Origin of the sequence: Bacillus thuringiensis, from assembly GCF_022095615.2 — a bacterium.
GTDB classification, from domain to species: Bacteria; Bacillota; Bacilli; order Bacillales; family Bacillaceae_G; genus Bacillus_A; species Bacillus_A cereus_AG.
This window is the reverse complement of record NZ_CP155559.1, coordinates 4583100-4601308: the sequence shown is the minus strand read 5'-3', so window position 1 is coordinate 4601308 and position 18209 is coordinate 4583100. Positions and strand designations below refer to the sequence as shown.

The following is an 18209-nucleotide window of genomic DNA, read 5'->3' as shown; positions in this document are numbered from 1 at the left end:
TATATTTTAAATTTTATTTCTCCACGCCTGGTGTTTGCTCTGCGTGGAATGTCCAGTTTAGCTGTAAGGAATCACCCTGGAATTTATTTTGATCTTGGTCGTTATCTTCAAAGGAGAAGAGAACGTGTAAGTAATCTGTTTCACCAGATTTAATACCATCAATTAAGTTATGACGTTCTAGAGAAGTAGCTACATCCTCAGGTTTCATAGTTTTTAATTCTGATAGTTTTGTTTCCCACAAAATTTCGTGATCATCGTTTGGATTAGATGGCTTTCCATCATTCACTAAAAATTTGACGATGATGTGATCGCCTAAATCTTCACCATCATTATTTTGCTTTGCATCTGTAACTTCATAGGATGTTTCAAGTGCTACTTTTGCAATATCCAATGTCCCTTTGTTTTCAAGTTTGAAGTTTCTTTCAATAAAGTCGCCTGGCTTTAAATCTTTCACATTAACGATTACACTTGGATTAATAGAAAGATCTAGTGTACCAGCTTGAAAGGAGTTACTAGATGTTTCAGAATCACTGAAATAGGCGAATACACCGCCGAATGTAAGGGATAAGCCAAGTGAAGCTGTGACAACTCCCATCCCAACCTTTTGTTTTAATGACATAAGAAAGCCCCCCTAATTTAATTTTTATCAAACTTTCACCTAGAGTATGGATAGAGTAAACATAGTGTTTCAGTATGAATTATATTTGCGAAGGTTCGATGTTCTTTATTGAGAACAAGTATATGCTTATGAATTTTCCATTTCAATAAAATTATGACAAAAAATGTTGAGAAACATTTTTTTATGACAGATTATTTTGTTGCGATTTTAAGTGATAAATGGCGAGTAAAATAGGATAGATCTAATGAAATAAAGGTTGAGAAATAAATAATAGGATGAAAGACTAGTAGAAAATGAAGCGTTTGCAATGAATATTCGTCAAAATTCGATATTTTACACAGTGAATTTGAATATTTTAAGCGAAATTAAAGAAAAAAACGAATATTTTTTAAAAAATAACAAGGATATTTCAGTTTTTCGCAGAAATGATAAAGAGTAAAAAAATTCTGTCATCTTGGTGAGGTGAACATATTGGATGTAATAAATTGTGAAGAAGTGAAACGAGATGAGTTTCATACAGAAAAGTACTATGACAGTTATAACATCTTTGGGGCACATATTGTGACGGAAGATGGGATGCGAGGTGTACGATTCACAGTATGGGCTCCTCATGCGAAAGCAATGAGTGTTGTTGGAGATTTTAATGAATGGGATTATGAGAAACATAAGATGCTACAAGTGACAGAAGAGGGGATTTGGTCCTTGTTTGTACCGCATATTGAAGAGAATGAGATATATAAGTATGCGATTGAAACGATGGACGGTGATGTGATTTTAAAAGCAGATCCTTACGCAGTATATGCAGAAATAAGACCAAATACGGCATCGGTAGTTTTTGATATAGAGGGATATGAATGGAATGATAAAAACTGGATTCGTAAGAGAAAGAAAAAATCGATTTATAAAGAAGCGATGACAGTTTATGAATTACATTTCGGTTCTTGGAAAAAGAAAGAAGATGGCGCTCTGTATTCTTACAGAGAAATGGCCGAGGAGCTCATTCCGTATGTGGTGGAACATCAATTTACACATATTGAAATTATGCCGCTTGTTGAGCATCCATATGATCGTTCTTGGGGATATCAAGGAACGGGATATTATGCAGCGACAAGTAGATTCGGCACGCCACATGATTTGATGTATTTTGTCGATGAATGTCATAAATATGGAATCGGTGTCATTTTAGATTGGGTGCCGGGGCATTTTTGTAAAGATGCTCACGGTTTATATTTGTTTGATGGGACACCGACTTATGAATATAAAGATATAGATGTACAAGAAAACCTAGTATGGGGAACTGTTAATTTTGATTTAGGCAAGAGGGAAGTACGTAATTTTTTAATTTCAAATGCTTTATTTTGGATGAGATATTTCCATATTGATGGTTTCAGGGTGGATGCAGTTGCGAACATGCTGTACTGGAATAAAGAAGGACAGGAGCAAAGTAATGAGCACGCTGTTTCATTTTTACGAGAGTTAAATGAAGCGGTGTTTGCAGAAGATGAAGATTTTCTTATGACAGCAGAAGATTCAACAGCTTGGCCACTTGTAACAGCTCCAACGTATGAAGGTGGGCTTGGGTTCAATTACAAATGGAATATGGGCTGGATGAATGATGTGCTGAAATATATGGAGTGTGCGCCTGAGTACAGGAAGTATATTCATGAGAAAATGACGTTCTCTTTAATATATGCTTACTCTGAAAATTTCATATTACCGCTTTCTCATGATGAAGTCGTTCATGGGAAAAAGTCGTTATTAAATAAAATGCCAGGAGATTACTGGGATAAGTTTGCTCAACTTCGTTTATTATATGGATATTTCTTTACTCACCCAGGAAAGAAATTACTTTTCATGGGAGGAGAATTTGGGCAGTTTGATGAGTGGAAAGACCTTGAAGATTTGGATTGGAATTTACATGACTTTGAAATGCATCGTTATATGCATGATTACTTTAAAGAGCTCATAGCATTGTATAAGCGCTCCAAACCACTTTGGCAGCTTGACCATTCACCTGAAGGATTTCAGTGGATAGATGCTAATAATCATGAGCAAAGTATTTTCTCGTTTATCCGCCAAGGGGATAAAAAAGAGGATGCGTTAGTTGTCGTATGTAATTTTACGAAAGCTACATATGAAAACTATAAAGTAGGTTTGCCAGATTTCGAGTATTATAACGAGGTTTTAAACAGTGACGCTGAGCAATATGGCGGATCGGGTCAAGTGAATAAGAAACGTCTCAAGACGATTCAAGAACCGTATCATAATCAAGCGGCACATGTAGAAATTACAATTCCACCATTTGGCGTATCCATATTACGACCAGTGAAGACGAGAAAGGGGAGCAAAAAACAAGATGGCTCAAAAACAAAAGTGCGTAGCAATGTTACTAGCAGGGGGAAAAGGTAGTCGATTAAGTGCATTAACAAAAAATTTAGCCAAGCCAGCTGTTCCATTTGGTGGTAAATATCGCATTATTGATTTTACGCTAAGCAACTGTGCGAATTCTGGTATTGAAACGGTGGGGATTTTAACGCAATACCAACCACTCGAACTTCATAATTATATCGGAATCGGCAATGCTTGGGATTTAGACCGAGTAAGCGGTGGAGTCACAGTATTACCTCCTTATGCGGAGTCTTCAGGTGTGAAGTGGTACACAGGTACGGCAAGTGCCATTTATCAAAACTTAAACTATTTAAGTCAATATGAACCAGAGTATGTCCTGATTTTATCTGGCGACCATATTTATAAAATGGATTACAGTAAAATGCTAGATTACCATATTGAGAAAGAAGCAGACGTTTCGATTTCTGTTATTGAAGTGCCTTGGGATGAAGCGAGTCGTTTCGGTATTATGAATACGAACGAAGAGATGGAGATTGTTGAATTTGAAGAGAAACCGCAATTTCCAAGAAGTAATCTTGCATCAATGGGAATTTATATTTTTAACTGGGCAATTTTGAAAGAGTATTTAGAGATGGATGCAAGAAATCCTGAATCTAGTAATGATTTCGGAAAAGATGTACTTCCGCTTTTATTAGATGAAGGGAAAAAGCTAATGGCGTATCCATTTGAAGGATATTGGAAAGATGTTGGAACGGTGAAAAGCTTATGGGAAGCGAATATGGATTTACTTCGTGATGAAACATCGCTGAATTTAAACGATCGTAATTGGCGTATTTATTCTGTAAATCCAAATGAGCCACCTCAATATATTGCTGAAAAGGCAAAAGTAGAAGAATCACTTATTAACGAAGGATGCGTCATTGAAGGGGACGTGAAGCATTCTGTATTATTCCAAGGGGTGACGGTGGAAGAAGGTAGTATGGTTATTGATTCTGTCGTTATGCCAGGAGTGAAGATTGGTAAAAATGTTGTGATTGAAAGAGCGATTGTTGGATCGGAAATGGTTATTGAAGATGGAACAATTATTCGTCCAGAAAAAAATGTCGACGATGTAGTACTAATTGCTGAAGGGAAATAGAAAAGGGGGATGAAATGAATGGGAGAAAAAATGTTAGGAATTATTAATGCAACGGGAAGTTTTCCTTCCTTAAAGAAAGTAACAGGGCATCGCTCACTAGCGGCGTTACCGTTTGGGGGCCGTTATCGACTCATTGATTTCATGCTTTCAAATATGGTGAATTCTAATATTCATAGTGTAGCGGTTTTTACAAGTCATAAAAACCGTTCGCTAATGGACCATGTTGGTTCAGGAAAACAGTGGGATTTAGATAGAAAAAGAGATGGACTGTTTTTATTCCCACCAAATTGCCAATGTGACCAAGATGAATTTGGGTCTTTTGCACATTTTAGAAGACATATTGATTATTTTCTAAGAGCCAGAGAAGAGTATGTCGTTATTACGAATAGCCATCTCGTAACAGCATTAAATTTTCAAGCGGTGTTAGAGCGACATATACATACGGAAGCTGATATTACTGAAGTTTGTCATGAAGGGGTTTCGCTTCAAACATACGTGTTAAAGAAACAATTATTGTTAGATTTATTCGAGACATATAAAGATGTGGAGCAATACAGTTTATTTGATGTAGTGAGAGAAAAGCGCGGAAAATCACTGCATATTGCTACGTATGAGCATACAGGATATGTAGCTATTATTGATTCGATTGAAAGTTACTATAAACATAGCTTAGAAATTTTGCAGCCTGCTATTTGGAAGCAATTATTTAAGAAAGAAGCACCAATCTTTACGAAAGTAAAAGATGAACCACCAACTCGTTACCTGAAGGGTGCAGCCGTGAAAAATACAATGATTGCAAACGGCAGTATTATCGAAGGTGAAGTAGAAAATAGTGTTGTCTCCCGTTCTGTTAAAATTGGGAAAGGTTCAATTGTCCGTAATAGCATTATTATGCAAAAGAGCAAAATTGGAGATAACTGTATAATAGACGGTGTTATTATTGATAAAGACGTGAACATTGGTGATGGTGTTGTCTTAAAAGGAAACGTGGATGAGCCATATGTTGTAGAAAAAGGAAGCATTCAAAATAGTACGATTAATAGTTATTCGTGAACTACTCGCCACTTAGCAAAACTTGAAGTGGGAGCTTCTCAGTTCCACGACGAAAGTAACCTTTCGTCTCCCTGAGCGTTACTTCGGGGTGTTCCACCCCTAGATGTCCAACGCTTGGACGCTCTTTTCGTACGGTTGATATTTTACGCAGGAACCGAATATGGCTTGGTTTTCGCACTCTATTTTCTTCCTGCAACCTTCTATATCAAGTTATCAAAGAACTTCATATAGTTAGTTTATCAAAAGTTTTTGGCTATGCCAAACCGAAATTCATCTCCGACCTACCGTTGGGCTATTGCCCTTCATACGGTTGAGGAAGGAGAATTCTTTCGGTAAATTCGTTAAAAAGATCAGTGGGGGTTTTTCCTCCACTGATTAAAGCATTCATTCAAATGAAAACTCGAAGGGAGGAAGCTGCAAGGGAAGTCGTATAAGCTTTTCGTGCAGTGGGACAACAAGTGAATATTTTATTTGCAGTATCAGAATGTGTACCATTTGTTAAATCGGGAGGATTAGCTGATGTAGCAGGTGCGCTCCCAAAAGAGCTGAAAAAATTAGGTGTGGACGTTCGCATTATACTCCCAAATTATAGTCTTATTCCGCAAAAATTAAGGGATGGATGTACGTTACATAAAGTAATTAACGTCCCGCTTGGGTGGAGAAATCAATATTGCGGAATTTTAAAAGGTGAGCAAGACGGGATTACGTATTACTTAATAGATAATGAATATTATTTTAAGAGGGATTCTCTGTATGGTCATTATGATGATGGAGAGCGTTTTTCTTATTTTTCGAAAGCAGTTTTAGAGTGTATTCCTCATCTTGATTTCGAAGTGGATGTTCTTCATAGCCATGATTGGCATACAGCTATGGTGAATTTCTTACTGCGTGAAAAGTATCAAGATAACCCATTATATGAGCATATTAAAACGGTGTATACGATTCATAACTTGCAGTTCCAAGGTGTATTTCCTCCTGAAGTGATGTACGACTTATTAGAACTTGGTGATGAATATTTCCGTAGTGAGCAGCTAGAGTTTTATGGAAATGTGAACTTTATGAAGGGTGGTATTATCGCTTCTGATCAAATTACAGCGGTTAGCCCGACATACAAAGAGGAAATTCAATATGAGTTTTTCGGTGAGAAGTTAGATGGGTTGTTACGCAAATATAATGGGAAGCTTAGCGGCATCGTAAATGGAATTGATACGAGCGTATATAATCCAGAAACGGATTCGTATATTACTGCTCAGTATGATGCAGAGTCATTAGAGGAAAAGAATGAAAATAAACGTGCATTGCAGCGTTATTTTGGTTTGCCTGAAAAAGAAGATACACCAATTATTTCAATGGTAACTAGATTAACGAAGCAAAAAGGTCTTGATTTAGTACGTACTGTATTCCGTGAAATAATGGAGAAAGATGTACAATGTATTATTTTAGGGTCAGGTGATTCGGAATATGAACAATTCTTTGAGTGGATGGCATACGAATATCCCGAGAAGGTAAAAGTGTATATCGGATTTAATGAAGAGTTAGCTCACCAAGTGTATGCGGGAAGTGATTTATTCTTAATGCCATCACTATTTGAACCGTGTGGACTGGGACAACTTATCGCATTAGCGTACGGTACAATTCCGATTGTAAGAGAGACAGGCGGATTAAATGATACTGTACAATCTTATGACGAAGAAACTGGAGAAGGAAATGGTTTCAGTTTTACGAACTTTAATGCACATGACATGTTGCACACAGTTCATCGTGCAATTGAATTTTATCATGATAAACCGGTATGGGAGCAGCTTGTAAAGCAAGCGATGACTGAAGATTATAGCTGGGAGAAATCAGCTCTTGCCTATAAGAAATTGTATAAAAGTCTCATGGAATAACATGTAGGTGGTGAAGAAATGTTTACTCATGTTGAAAGCTTCAAATCAGCTTTTCTAGAAAAGTTAGAGACGATGTATGGGAAAAGTTTCAAAGATTCTACAACTCGTGATCAATACAATACGCTGGGATACATGGTACGTGAGTATATGAATAGTCAATGGATTGCAACGAACGAAAGCTATCGATCTGGAGAGCGAAAGCAAATGTATTACTTATCCATTGAGTTTTTACTTGGACGTTTGCTTGGAAGTAATATATTAAATTTAGGCATCAGGGATGTATGTGAGCAAGGACTTTCTGAGCTTGGTATTTCGTTGCAACAACTAGAAGAGGTGGAAGCAGATGCAGGTCTTGGAAATGGTGGACTTGGACGATTAGCAGCCTGTTTCCTTGATTCGCTTGCATCTTTAAACTTACCAGGTCATGGCTGTGGAATTCGCTACAAGCACGGCTTATTTGATCAAAAAATTGTTGATGGTTATCAAGTTGAATTTCCAGAACAGTGGCTTCTTCATGAAAACGTATGGGAAGTAAGAAGGCATGATCAAGCTGTAGAAGTAAGTTATTTCGGCAATGTTGAATCGCTATACATTGACGGGCGTTTAGAGTTCAGGCATACGAATGCAGAAGTGATTATGGCAGTACCATATGACGTTCCAGTAGTAGGTTATGAGACGAATACTGTAAATACACTCAGACTTTGGAATGCTGAACCAGTTCCTTTCCCGCAAAATTGCAAAGATATTTTGAAATATAAGCGTGAAACAGAGGCGGTATCGGAGTTTTTATATCCAGATGATACGCATGATGAGGGGAAAATACTTCGTTTGAAACAACAGTATTTCCTCGTATCAGCAAGTTTGCAAAATATCGTTCGTCTGCATAGAGACAGATATGGTGACCTTCGCCAATTGCATGAGAAAATTGCGATTCATATTAATGATACACATCCAGTTTTGGCGATTCCAGAACTGATGCGTATTTTATTAGATGAAGAAAAACTAGCATGGGAAGAAGCTTGGTACATAACGACGCAAACGATTTCTTATACGAATCATACGACGTTATCAGAAGCACTTGAGAAGTGGCCAATTCACATTTTTAAACCGTTATTGCCGAGAATTTATATGATTATTGAAGAGATTAATGAACGTTTCTGTCACGAACTTTGGGAACGTTATCCATATGAATGGCATCGTATTGAGGAGATGGCGATTATTGCGCATGATCTTGTGAAAATGGCTCATTTAGCAATTGTCGGTAGCCATAGTGTTAATGGTGTAGCGAAAATTCATACGGAAATTTTAAAGCAACGTGAAATGCGATTGTTTTATGAGTTTTATCCAGATAAGTTTAATAATAAAACGAATGGAATTGCTCATAGACGCTGGTTAATGAAGGCGAATCCGCAGCTGACGAACCTTATTTCAGAGGCGATTGGAACAGAGTGGAAGAAAGAACCGATTAAGCTTCAAGCCTTGCAAACAGTTCAACACGATGCGAGTTTCCAAGAGAAATTTGCAGAGGTAAAACAAGAGCGTAAAGAGATTTTAGCGGAGCGTATTCATAATAAAATGGGGATTACAATTGATCCTAATTCTATTTTTGATGTGCAAGTAAAAAGACTGCATGCTTACAAGCGACAATTATTAAATGTTCTTCATATTTTATATTTGTATAATCGTTTGAAAGAGGATGCTAGTTTTACATTTTATCCGCGTACTTTTATTTTTGGAGCGAAAGCATCACCTGGCTATTACTATGCGAAAAAAATTATTAAATTAATCAATGAACTCGCAAGGAAAGTGAATAATGATCCGTACGTAAGCCAATATATGAAAGTTATCTTTCTAGAAAACTATCGAGTGTCTCTAGCGGAAGATATATTCCCAGCGGCCGATGTAAGTGAACAAATTTCAACTGCGAGTAAAGAAGCATCAGGAACAGGTAATATGAAATTTATGATGAATGGTGCGATTACACTCGGCACGTTAGACGGAGCTAATATTGAAATAAAAGACAGAGTCGGTGATGATAACTGTTTCATTTTCGGCTTAACGGCGGAAGAGGTTCTTCATTACTATCAAAATGGTGGATATCGTGCAAGTGATTATTATCATCATAATATGCATATTAAAAAAGTAGTAGATCAGTTAACGAATGGTTTCTTTGCACATTCGGGAGCTGAATTTGAAGCGATTTACGATTCTCTCGTTATTCAAAATGATGAATACTTCGTTCTGCGAGATTTTGGTCCATATGCGGAAAGGCAAGAAGCTGTTGGTAGAGCTTATGAGAACCGAACGAAGTGGCTAGAAATGTCGATTTTAAATATTGCACAATCTGGTCATTTTGCGAGTGATCGAACAATTTTACAGTATAGTAATGAAATTTGGGGTATTGGTAATGCGGTTACACAGTATTAAGTGAAAGTCCCTTTTGAAGGGGCTTTTATTCATGGAGACAAAGTGTATTCACTTTTAAACGAGGAATATAATCGCTTAAAAAACCGAGCTTAATCTCATTAAGCTCGGTTTTCTTTTTTTGCTTAAGCAAGAAATGGGATGGCAGTATATATGATACCTGTTCCACCATATTCTCCTGTCGCAAAGTATGAAAATGTAAAGAAACCCGTAAACGTAAAAATTACAATGAGAAAAAGTGCAAAGATAAATTTTAGCATGTAAGGTCCCCTCATCCAAAAATAATTTCATATATTATTATAGTATAAGGATATATAATTTCCAAATGTTTACTGGTTAAAAATGAGAAGTCAGACATGTTTTGTATGTTGTAATGGAATGATTATTTATAACGGATTTTGTATTTTTCGTAAATGTCATGTTGTGATGAACGTGTGCATATTCCCAATCACGATCATTAAAATTTATGTTTCGGGGAGGGAGAAGTGGAACGACATCGAATAAGTTGACGAAACGAAAGCTACTAGCTACTTGTAGTTTATAATAATTTCGAAAGGCGATATCTCCAACTTTTGGAGAGGCAAATGTATAAAGACCGTACTGTGAGAAGGCAGTGTTTATACGTGCATCTAGTATGTGTAATGTAGCGAGTGCCCCTCCTAAGCTATGACCTGTTGCAAGAAGTTTTTTATGGGCTGGTAGTGATACAAGCATATCCATAATAGAATCCCGGCAAGATTCATAAATAGAAAGAAAGCCGTTATGGACGTTTCCGCTGTTTAAAGCATATGGATATGGTCTTTGATTGACGAGTGAGTCGATAATCCAGTCTGTATCTGTTTGTGTCCCGCGAAAAGCTACAATAATTGTATCCTCAGATTCTAGTATGAATCCGAACCATTCTGTCGTTTGAATGGTTTTTCCTTGAAAGCCTTGTACATATTGAAAACCATCTGGTATTTCGAAAATCCCATTTTGTTTATATTGTTCATACGTTAACTCACAACAAGAAGCTAACAATATGGCAGTATCTTTATCGAAGGATAAAGGAGTACGCATTAAGGAAGCCCTCCTTAAGAAAAGGTATAGTTCAATATATGCAGTGAGGGACTTGATTCATTCTTTTGAGAAAGTTTGAAAAGTAGGCTTGAACCTTTATAAATATAAAGAAGAAGCGCGGCTAAATGAGGTTATGGAATCCAATATGATTCAAAATGGTTTATACAGTCAAAAAAAAGATAGTTCCCTATGAAGGGGACTATCTTTTTTTGTTTTATCCCGCTTTAATGGGCAGTAAGACCCCCACCTCAAAATTCAGCGAAAGCAAAGAAGTTAGGTGGGGGATCAACTGCCCATAAAAGTCCGATTGGTTCAACTAATAATCAGTGGGGGATGAAGAAAACCCCCACTGATTAAAGTTTCACTTTATTCTTTCCCATCTAAAAGACGTCCAAGTCCGCCTAAAACGCTGCCTTCACCGCTGTTTTGAGCTGCTGGGCTTGTAAGACGTGCTGCTAAACGGCTAAGTGTTAAGGACTGAATCCAAACCGTTCCAGGACCTTCTAACGTTGCGAAGAATAAACCTTCGCCGCCGAATAGGGCTGTTTTTACTTTTCCAACGAATTGAATATCGTAGTTAACGTCTTTTGTCATGGCAACGAGACAACCTGTATCGATGCGAAGTTTTTCGCCAGGTTTTAATTCACGCTTATATACAGTTCCTCCTGCATGCATGAAAGCGAGCCCATCACCTTCAAGTTTCTGCATGATGAAACCTTCACCACCGAAGAAACCAGTTCCAATTTTTTTCGTAAACTCAATCCCGATAGAAACGCCCTTTGCTGCACAAAGAAACGCGTCTTTTTGACAAACTACTTTCCCTTGATATTCTGTTAAATCAACAGGAATAATTTTTCCGGGATAAGGAGCGGCGAACGATACGTGGCGCTTGCCATGACCTGTATTTGTAAAGACAGTCATAAACATACTTTCACCTGTAACAAGACGCTTACCAGCGCCCATTAATTTACCGAATAGACCACTAGATTGGCCAGAACCATCACCGAAAATGGTTTCCATTTCGATATGATCTTCCATCATCATCATTGCGCCAGCCTCTGCGATAACGCTTTCTTCAGGATCTAATTCAATTTCAACAAACTGCATATCATCGCCATATAATTTATACTCGATTTCATGTGCTTGCATTTTTTCACCCCATCATATGTAGTAATTATATTGTACAGAAATCAAAGAAATTAGAATACTGTAGATTTGTTAATTTTTGAATAAAAATAGAATGAAAATTTAAGGTTATACTAGAATTATAAAAAACGATGGGTTGAAAGTGTTCTCATTTGACGTTTTTGATATAGCATGATATAGTGAAAACACTATTGAGCTACATAATGTGGTACGGAAATAAAGCACGTTGTATTAAAGGCTGTAAGCTTGTTATACATTCATGTCCTTTATATCCACCTTTTCATGTGGATTCATAGTTTCATTTTTATTTAGGAGGTACATGACATGCAAACAGGTAAAGTTAAATGGTTTAACGGCGAAAAAGGTTTTGGCTTCATCGAAGTTGAAGGCGGAGAAGACGTATTCGTACATTTCTCAGCTATCCAAGGCGACGGCTTCAAAACTTTAGAAGAAGGTCAAGAAGTTTCTTTCGAAATCGTTGATGGAAACCGCGGACCACAAGCAGCTAACGTTACAAAAAACTAATTAGCTAGCGATAAAAAGCATTCCGATTTTCGGAATGCTTTTTTTTATTCTTTGGAACTTGACTCATTTGAAGATAGTTCGCCTTTGAAAGTACGCTCTTCAAAGTCATCGAGCATTTGTTCATATTCTTCATGCTCTTCCGTAGCGAAAACTTGTGGGTTTTTTCCATACATATCTGTACCGATAAAGTTTTCGAAATCCTCTACGTAGCCTACATTTTCCTCGCTATTTACGTACATGCCATTATAGTTTTTTGAATCTTGTCTTTCTAAATCAGATGGTGTTTCAGACGTTCCGTAATTGGCAACATCTTGCCATGCATCTTCCGCATCGTATTCAACAGAATGATCTTCATCATGTTTGTGGAAAGAAGGAGACAACACTTCTTCTTCAACTGGTCGTGTATTCATATTTAACTTATTTGTCGTGTGCTGGATGCATGTTGTAGCGGTCGGCATTGCTTCCAATCTTTCAAATGGAATTTCTTCGCCAGACACTTCGCAAATGCCGTACGTACCTGCTTCTATTTTTTGTAGGGCATGTTTCGTATCTTCTAGCTGCTTATGCCAAAATTCGATGAGCCCGAAATCTTTCTCACGTTCGTACAATTCTGTTGCCATATCACCTGGGTGGTTGTCATAGCTAGATAATTCTCCTACTGAATCACGTTCAGATGCACGGTTTTCATTTTCATGAGTTTGTATCGTTTGTTCAACTTCTTGCTGTTGTTTTTCTAAAATAGATTTAAATTGATTTATTTGTTGTGGAGTTAACATAGTCGTCCACCTTCCTACAATTCAGTTTCTTTACATAGTATGAGCGTTGAGAGTAGGAATTATGAGATGAATTTCAGCCGGGAAGTCGGTGTATGGAAAAAGGAGCTGCGTAAGCAGCTCCTTTCTATAGGAAGTATCCAAGTAATAATCCGATTCCCATTAGGAGACCGAAAATTGTATTTGTTTTTGCTGTGGCAATCATTGCAGGTACCATTTCCATTGGAATGCTTTTGCCGATAAAGCCTTTCGTCGCTTTCAATGCTTTCGGTGCACTTAAAAATACGATAAGCATCCATGGTGATACGATGTTAACGATAATTAGAGCGATTGTCCAAATATAAGAAACGATGAACATAGAAGCGAGTACACCAACGGCTTTTTCGCGTCCGACGAGAATTGCTAACGTTTTACGGCCGTTTTCTTTATCGCCATCCAAGTCACGAATGTTATTAGCTAATAAAATGGCACCAATTAAAATGGAGCTTGGAATAGATAATAAAATGACTTCTGATGTTACAGTTCCAGTTTGAATAAAGAATGAAATCCCAATAATAATGACACCCATGAATAATCCGGCTGTTAACTCTCCGAATGGTGTGTACGCAATGGGAAGTGGACCACCTGTATAAAGGTAAGCAACAGTCATACAAACAAGACCGATTGCAGCAAGCCACCAGCTAGAATTCATACAAATATAAACACCTAATAGTATTGCGATGCCGAAAAATCCAAATGCTAAGTTAAGCACTGTTTTTGGCTGAATGCCATCACGAACGATAGCGCCACCGATACCAACTGACCCTTCGTGATCGAGTCCTCTTTTATAATCAAAGTATTCATTAAACATGTTTGTTGCTGCTTGAATGAGAAGACAAGCAAGAAGCATCATAAGAAAAAGAGGGAGATGTATTTGATTTATACCTCCGACCTGCATTGCATAGGCTGTTCCGATGAAAACAGGAACGAAAGCTGCTGTTAATGTATGGGGACGTAGTAAACTCCACCAAATGCGCCAGCCTGTTTGCTTACTTGGCTTTGGCGCCGTAGGAGAGGAATTCGTTTCGACGTTCATTTCCATGTTGAATCCTCCTTTGGTCACATATTGTACACAACTAAGTGTAGAAAAAGCATCATTTAGTGTCAACGTTTATTTTCTAGGAAGAGAAGGTGAATTTCTCAGAATTGCTAAACGTTGACAGGCCTTTCGTTTGAGGTGTATCTTAAAATCAAGCGTAATTATGACTATTTTTCGCCCATAGGGGGGAGACAATTGTGATTCAAACGAAACAAATAGGCTTGCAAGAAGTTCTTGCTGCAGCCATTAAGCGTGCAACTGATGAAAAAATATTGGTTAGCTTCGTAAAACAAATAGACTGGATGGATCCGCTTCTGTTTTATGCAGCAGGAAAAAGGATTGCATTCGAAAATAGATGTTATTTTGCAGACCCAGCTCAGCATGTAATATTTGCTGGAATTGGCTCTGTTTTCACTATAGCAACTTCTTCTCACAAACGCTTTCAAATGGCTCGTGACGAGTGGGATAAAGTAAAAGAGAAAGCATTTGTACAAAGAGAAAGATACGAATTTGGAACAGGTCCTCTTTTATTTGGTGGATTTTCATTTGACCAAGAAAAAGAGAAAACGGACTTATGGAAAGAATTTGATGATACTACATTTTCACTACCGGCATTTTTATTAACTGTAAAAAATGAAAAAGCATGGTTAACAATGAATACATTCGTTTCAGCAACAGATTGTGCAGAAACTCTTTATAACGAAATTGTTTCTTTAGAAGAGAAAATTTTTGAGGAGAGTAAATGTGCACTAGAAGGATCGAAATTAACAATTACTTCTAAAGTAGAAGTAGATCCAAAAGGCTGGATGAAGGCCATTGAGAAAGTGCAAGATGAGATGAAGCAGGGGAACGTGCAGAAGGTTGTATTAGCGAGGGAGTTAAAAGTAGAAATGGATCATCATATTGATTCTGCTCTTGTTTTAGAAGCACTTCGCATTGGACAACCGGATTGTTACGTATTTTCTTTTGATTATAAAGGAGCATGCTTCTTAGGAGCGACGCCAGAGAGATTAATTCGCAAAGAAGATGAGAAGTTTACTTCGATGTGTCTTGCTGGTTCAACTGGTCATGGTCAATCTATAGAAGAAAGTAAACGAAATAGTAATACGCTTCTTCATGATGAAAAGAATTTAGCTGAACACGGTTATGTTGTGAACATGATCAGGTCGGTATTAAATGAGCACTGCGAATCTGTTAATATTCCGGAAAGTCCGGGCTTATTAACAACGAAGAACTTAATTCATTTATATACGCCTGTAGAGGCAAAAGGCGATGCGAGTCTTTTAACAATGGTAGAAGAATTACATCCAACACCAGCTCTTGGCGGGACACCTCGTTTGGAAGCGATGAAGCTGATTCGTGATGTTGAATTGTTAGACAGAGGATTATATGGTGCACCAATTGGCTGGATAGATGATAAAGGAAATGGTGAATTTGCGGTTGCACTTCGTTGCGGATTATTAAATGGCGAGAAAGCATCCTTATTTGCCGGCTGCGGGATTGTAATTGATTCAGTACCGCAACTTGAATATGAAGAAACAAGTTTGAAGTTTAGACCGATGCTTGGTGCTTTGGAGGAATTAATGAAATGAACAATCATATAGAAGCATTGTCATATTATTTAGGCGCGTTCGTGGATGAACTGACGCGTCTAAATGTATGTGATGTTGTCATTAGTCCAGGCTCACGGTCAACGCCGATTGCTCTACTAATGGAACAACATGAAGGAATGAACACATATTTACATGTAGATGAAAGGTCAGCAGGATTTTTTGCGCTCGGTATCGCAAAGGCGAAAAAACGTCCTGTTGCATTATTATGTACGTCAGGAACAGCAGCAGCGAACTACTATCCAGCTGTATGTGAAGCTTTTCATTCACGAGTGCCGCTTATCGTCTTAACGGCAGATAGACCGCATGAATTAAGAGATGTTGGTGCGCCACAAGCGATGAATCAATTCAATTTATACGGTACATTTGTGAAGCAATTTACAGAGATGGCACTTCCAGAAGCAAGTGAAGCGATGTATCATTATGCCCGCATGACGACGCAGCGCACGATAGCAAGCGCACTTCTAGCGCCGCAAGGACCTGTTCATCTTAATTTTCCAGTTCGTGAGCCGCTTATTCCAGATTTCTCATTAGAAAGTTTATGGGATAAAGGACGCGGGGAATATACAGGAGTAGTTCAGCAAGGGAACGTGATGATGCCGAGTGAATATGTAGATTCTCTTGTAGGGCGCCTTTCACATATGGAAAAGGGGCTTATTATTTGTGGAGATGATAGTCATTCGGAAATCGCAGCGTTTGCGGTAGAACTAGCTGAAAAAACGGGATATCCAATATTAGCGGATCCACTTTCTAACATTCGTAGCGGACATCACGATAAAGCGATGGTAATCGACTGTTACGATACATTTTTACGAAATGAATTGTTAAAAGAAACGTGGAAGCCAGAAGTTATGATTCGCTTTGGTGGTATGCCTGTTTCGAAAGCATTAACGCAGTTCATTAAAAAACAGACGAAAGCTGTTCATATCGTTGTTGAAGAATCTGGGCAATGGAGAGATCCAGCTCTAGTTGCGACAGAAGTTGTACAGGCAAGTGATATTGCATTTTGCAGGGCACTAATAGAAAAAATACCAGATATGAAAAAGAATGATTGGTCCCTAATGTGGCAACATATAAACGAAAAAACGAAGGAAACGCTTCGTGAAATGGAAACATATGAAACTGCATTTGAAGGGAAAGTTATTACGGATATCGTCCACGTACTACCAGAAGGGGCAACATTATTTGCGAGTAATAGTATGCCAATTCGTGATACAGATTCATTCTTCTTCACATCGGATAAAAATATTCAAGTGATGGCAAACCGTGGTGTAAACGGGATTGATGGAATCATTTCAACAGCTTTAGGAGCGAGTATTATTTGCGATCCGCTCGTATTAGTTATTGGTGATTTATCATTTTATCACGATTTAAACGGATTATTAGCCGCAAAATTACATGAATTAAATATAACGATTGTTGTTGTAAACAATGATGGTGGCGGTATTTTCTCATTCTTACCACAATATGAGAAAAAGGAACATTTCGAATCATTATTTGGAACGCCAATTGGACTTGATTACGAGCATGTTGTCAAAATGTACGGCGGTTCATTTAGCCGTGTAAATGGTTGGGAGCAATTCCGAGAAGAGGTACAAAAGGGAACGACGACGGCAGGTTTACACGTTGTAGAAATTTGTACGAACCGTGATGAAAACTTAACATTACACCGTGCATTATGGGCAAAAACGCAGGACGTAATTACTACATCGTTGCAAGGTGAATCAAAATGAACGTAACCCTGCAAGGTGTATCGTATGAATATGAAGTAGTCGGAAGCGGGGAACCACTTCTACTTCTTCATGGTTTTACGGGAAGCATGGAGACGTGGCGTTCCTTCGTTCCTTCTTGGAGCGAGCAATTTCAAGTCATTTTAGTAGACATTGTTGGGCACGGAAAAACGGAAAGTCCTGAAAATGTGACGCATTATGATATTCGAAATGCGGCATTACAAGTGAAAGAACTATTAGATTACCTTCATATTGAAAAAGCGCACATACTTGGCTATTCAATGGGCGGTAGACTGGCGATTACGATGGCATGTCTATATCCAGAATATGTACGTTCTCTTTTATTAGAAAATTGTACAGCTGGACTTGAACGAGAAGAGGACAGGAAAGAACGTCGTGAAAAAGATGAGCGACTTGCTCAGAAAATTGAGCGAGAAGGCATCCGAAGTTTTGTATCGATGTGGGAAAATATTCCGCTGTTTGAAACGCAAAAAAGTCTAGCAAAAAGCGTACAAGAAGCAGTGCGAAAAGAAAGGCTTGCTAACAATCCAAAAGGGCTCGCAAACAGCCTCCGTGGCATGGGAACAGGAGCACAGCCTTCATGGTGGGATGAGCTGCAAAACTTAAAAATGCCTGTTCTTTTAATGAACGGGGAGCATGATAAAAAGTTCTTTCGCATATTAAAAAACACCGAAAAATGCGTCTCTGGCGCGAAATTTGTCAAAATTGATGGTGCTGGCCATGCAATTCATGTGGAACAACCGGAAAAGTTTGATACAATAGTAAAGGGATTTCTAAAAACTATGCAGTGATGCT

At 38.0% G+C, this 18209-nt stretch carries 15 protein-coding genes; 9 read left to right on the top strand and 6 right to left on the bottom strand.

Annotated elements, in window-relative coordinates; genetic code table 11:
• Nucleotides 1–13: 13 nt before the first annotated feature.
• Nucleotides 14–619 carry a CalY family protein gene (locus KZZ19_RS23860; protein WP_098341977.1) on the bottom strand — a complete coding sequence of 202 codons (606 nt, stop codon included), beginning with the start codon at nucleotides 617–619 and terminating at the stop codon, nucleotides 14–16.
• 471 nt (nucleotides 620–1090) lie between these two features.
• Between KZZ19_RS23860 and glgB the strand changes: the two genes are divergently transcribed.
• The 5 genes from glgB (at nucleotide 1091) to glgP (ending at nucleotide 9475) form a co-directional block, all read left to right on the top strand.
• A complete protein-coding gene (gene glgB / locus KZZ19_RS23855) occupies nucleotides 1091–3028 on the top strand; it encodes a 1,4-alpha-glucan branching protein GlgB (protein ID WP_237981470.1) in 1938 nt (645 codons plus the stop codon).
• The gene (gene glgC / locus KZZ19_RS23850; protein WP_237981471.1) at nucleotides 2976–4106 is read left to right on the top strand and encodes a glucose-1-phosphate adenylyltransferase; all 1131 of its coding nucleotides are present in this window, start codon (nucleotides 2976–2978) and stop codon (nucleotides 4104–4106) included. The genes glgB and glgC overlap by 53 nt, the downstream gene beginning before the upstream one ends.
• Nucleotides 4107–4124: 18 nt before the next feature.
• A complete protein-coding gene (gene glgD, locus KZZ19_RS23845) occupies nucleotides 4125–5159 on the top strand; it encodes a glucose-1-phosphate adenylyltransferase subunit GlgD (protein ID WP_088098174.1) in 1035 nt (344 codons plus the stop codon).
• 458 nt (nucleotides 5160–5617) lie between these two features.
• The gene (gene glgA / locus KZZ19_RS23840) at nucleotides 5618–7048 is read left to right on the top strand and encodes a glycogen synthase GlgA (protein ID WP_237981472.1); all 1431 of its coding nucleotides are present in this window, start codon (nucleotides 5618–5620) and stop codon (nucleotides 7046–7048) included.
• 18 nt (nucleotides 7049–7066) lie between these two features.
• Entirely contained in the window at nucleotides 7067–9475 is a 2409-nt protein-coding gene (gene glgP / locus KZZ19_RS23835) for a glycogen phosphorylase (protein WP_237981473.1), read from the top strand.
• 122 nt (nucleotides 9476–9597) lie between these two features.
• Here glgP and KZZ19_RS23830 read toward each other — a convergent pair whose 3' ends face one another.
• From KZZ19_RS23830 to KZZ19_RS23820, 3 genes are all read right to left on the bottom strand, one after another.
• On the bottom strand, nucleotides 9598–9732 hold the full coding sequence (locus KZZ19_RS23830; protein ID WP_265413101.1) for a hypothetical protein: 135 nt from the start codon (nucleotides 9730–9732) through the stop codon (nucleotides 9598–9600).
• A 76-nt stretch (nucleotides 9733–9808) separates the two neighbouring features.
• Nucleotides 9809–10531, bottom strand: coding sequence for a lipase family protein (locus KZZ19_RS23825; RefSeq protein ID WP_237981474.1), 723 nt, complete (start codon nucleotides 10529–10531; stop codon nucleotides 9809–9811).
• A 366-nt stretch (nucleotides 10532–10897) separates the two neighbouring features.
• The gene (locus KZZ19_RS23820; RefSeq protein WP_237981475.1) at nucleotides 10898–11680 is read right to left on the bottom strand and encodes a TIGR00266 family protein; all 783 of its coding nucleotides are present in this window, start codon (nucleotides 11678–11680) and stop codon (nucleotides 10898–10900) included.
• A 321-nt stretch (nucleotides 11681–12001) separates the two neighbouring features.
• On the opposite strand from KZZ19_RS23820, the gene cspD reads away from it, so the two are divergent.
• Entirely contained in the window at nucleotides 12002–12202 is a 201-nt protein-coding gene (gene cspD, locus KZZ19_RS23815; protein ID WP_001193051.1) for a cold-shock protein CspD, read from the top strand.
• 44 nt (nucleotides 12203–12246) lie between these two features.
• On the opposite strand, the gene KZZ19_RS23810 is transcribed toward cspD, so the two are convergent.
• Together KZZ19_RS23810 and KZZ19_RS23805 are read right to left on the bottom strand one after the other, a co-directional pair.
• Entirely contained in the window at nucleotides 12247–12978 is a 732-nt protein-coding gene (locus KZZ19_RS23810) for a yteA family sporulation protein (RefSeq protein ID WP_237981476.1), read from the bottom strand.
• 124 nt (nucleotides 12979–13102) lie between these two features.
• Complete coding sequence (locus tag KZZ19_RS23805) at nucleotides 13103–14056, bottom strand: 1,4-dihydroxy-2-naphthoate polyprenyltransferase (RefSeq protein ID WP_237981477.1); 954 nt, start codon at nucleotides 14054–14056, stop codon at nucleotides 13103–13105.
• A 194-nt stretch (nucleotides 14057–14250) separates the two neighbouring features.
• On the opposite strand from KZZ19_RS23805, the gene KZZ19_RS23800 reads away from it, so the two are divergent.
• The 3 genes from KZZ19_RS23800 to menH are packed head-to-tail and all read left to right on the top strand — an operon-like array spanning nucleotide 14251 to nucleotide 18205.
• Nucleotides 14251–15645 (top strand): isochorismate synthase, encoded by a 1395-nt coding sequence (locus KZZ19_RS23800; protein WP_237981478.1) that lies wholly within the window; start codon nucleotides 14251–14253, stop codon nucleotides 15643–15645.
• Nucleotides 15642–17396, top strand: a complete 1755-nt coding sequence (gene menD / locus KZZ19_RS23795) for a 2-succinyl-5-enolpyruvyl-6-hydroxy-3-cyclohexene-1-carboxylic-acid synthase (RefSeq protein ID WP_237981479.1) — start codon at nucleotides 15642–15644, stop codon at nucleotides 17394–17396. The genes KZZ19_RS23800 and menD overlap by 4 nt, the downstream gene beginning before the upstream one ends.
• Complete coding sequence (menH, locus tag KZZ19_RS23790; protein WP_237981480.1) at nucleotides 17393–18205, top strand: 2-succinyl-6-hydroxy-2,4-cyclohexadiene-1-carboxylate synthase; 813 nt, start codon at nucleotides 17393–17395, stop codon at nucleotides 18203–18205. The genes menD and menH overlap by 4 nt, the downstream gene beginning before the upstream one ends.
• The last annotated feature ends 4 nt before the right edge of the window (nucleotides 18206–18209 follow it).

Bases quoted from the DNA above. Each gene is read 5' to 3' on its own strand.
- glgP (WP_237981473.1), top strand. From the start codon at position 7,067: ATGTTTACTCATGTTGAAAGCTTCAAATCAGCTTTTCTAGAAAAGTTA.
- menD (WP_237981479.1), top strand. From the start codon at position 15,642: ATGAACAATCATATAGAAGCATTGTCATATTATTTAGGCGCGTTCGTG.
- glgC (WP_237981471.1), top strand. From the start codon at position 2,976: ATGGCTCAAAAACAAAAGTGCGTAGCAATGTTACTAGCAGGGGGAAAA.
- cspD (WP_001193051.1), top strand. From the start codon at position 12,002: ATGCAAACAGGTAAAGTTAAATGGTTTAACGGCGAAAAAGGTTTTGGC.
- menH (WP_237981480.1), top strand. From the start codon at position 17,393: ATGAACGTAACCCTGCAAGGTGTATCGTATGAATATGAAGTAGTCGGA.
- KZZ19_RS23810 (WP_237981476.1), bottom strand. From the start codon at position 12,978: ATGTTAACTCCACAACAAATAAATCAATTTAAATCTATTTTAGAAAAA.
- KZZ19_RS23820 (WP_237981475.1), bottom strand. From the start codon at position 11,680: ATGCAAGCACATGAAATCGAGTATAAATTATATGGCGATGATATGCAG.
- KZZ19_RS23830 (WP_265413101.1), bottom strand. From the start codon at position 9,732: ATGCTAAAATTTATCTTTGCACTTTTTCTCATTGTAATTTTTACGTTT.
- glgD (WP_088098174.1), top strand. From the start codon at position 4,125: ATGGGAGAAAAAATGTTAGGAATTATTAATGCAACGGGAAGTTTTCCT.
- KZZ19_RS23825 (WP_237981474.1), bottom strand. From the start codon at position 10,531: ATGCGTACTCCTTTATCCTTCGATAAAGATACTGCCATATTGTTAGCT.
- KZZ19_RS23805 (WP_237981477.1), bottom strand. From the start codon at position 14,056: ATGGAAATGAACGTCGAAACGAATTCCTCTCCTACGGCGCCAAAGCCA.
- KZZ19_RS23860 (WP_098341977.1), bottom strand. From the start codon at position 619: ATGTCATTAAAACAAAAGGTTGGGATGGGAGTTGTCACAGCTTCACTT.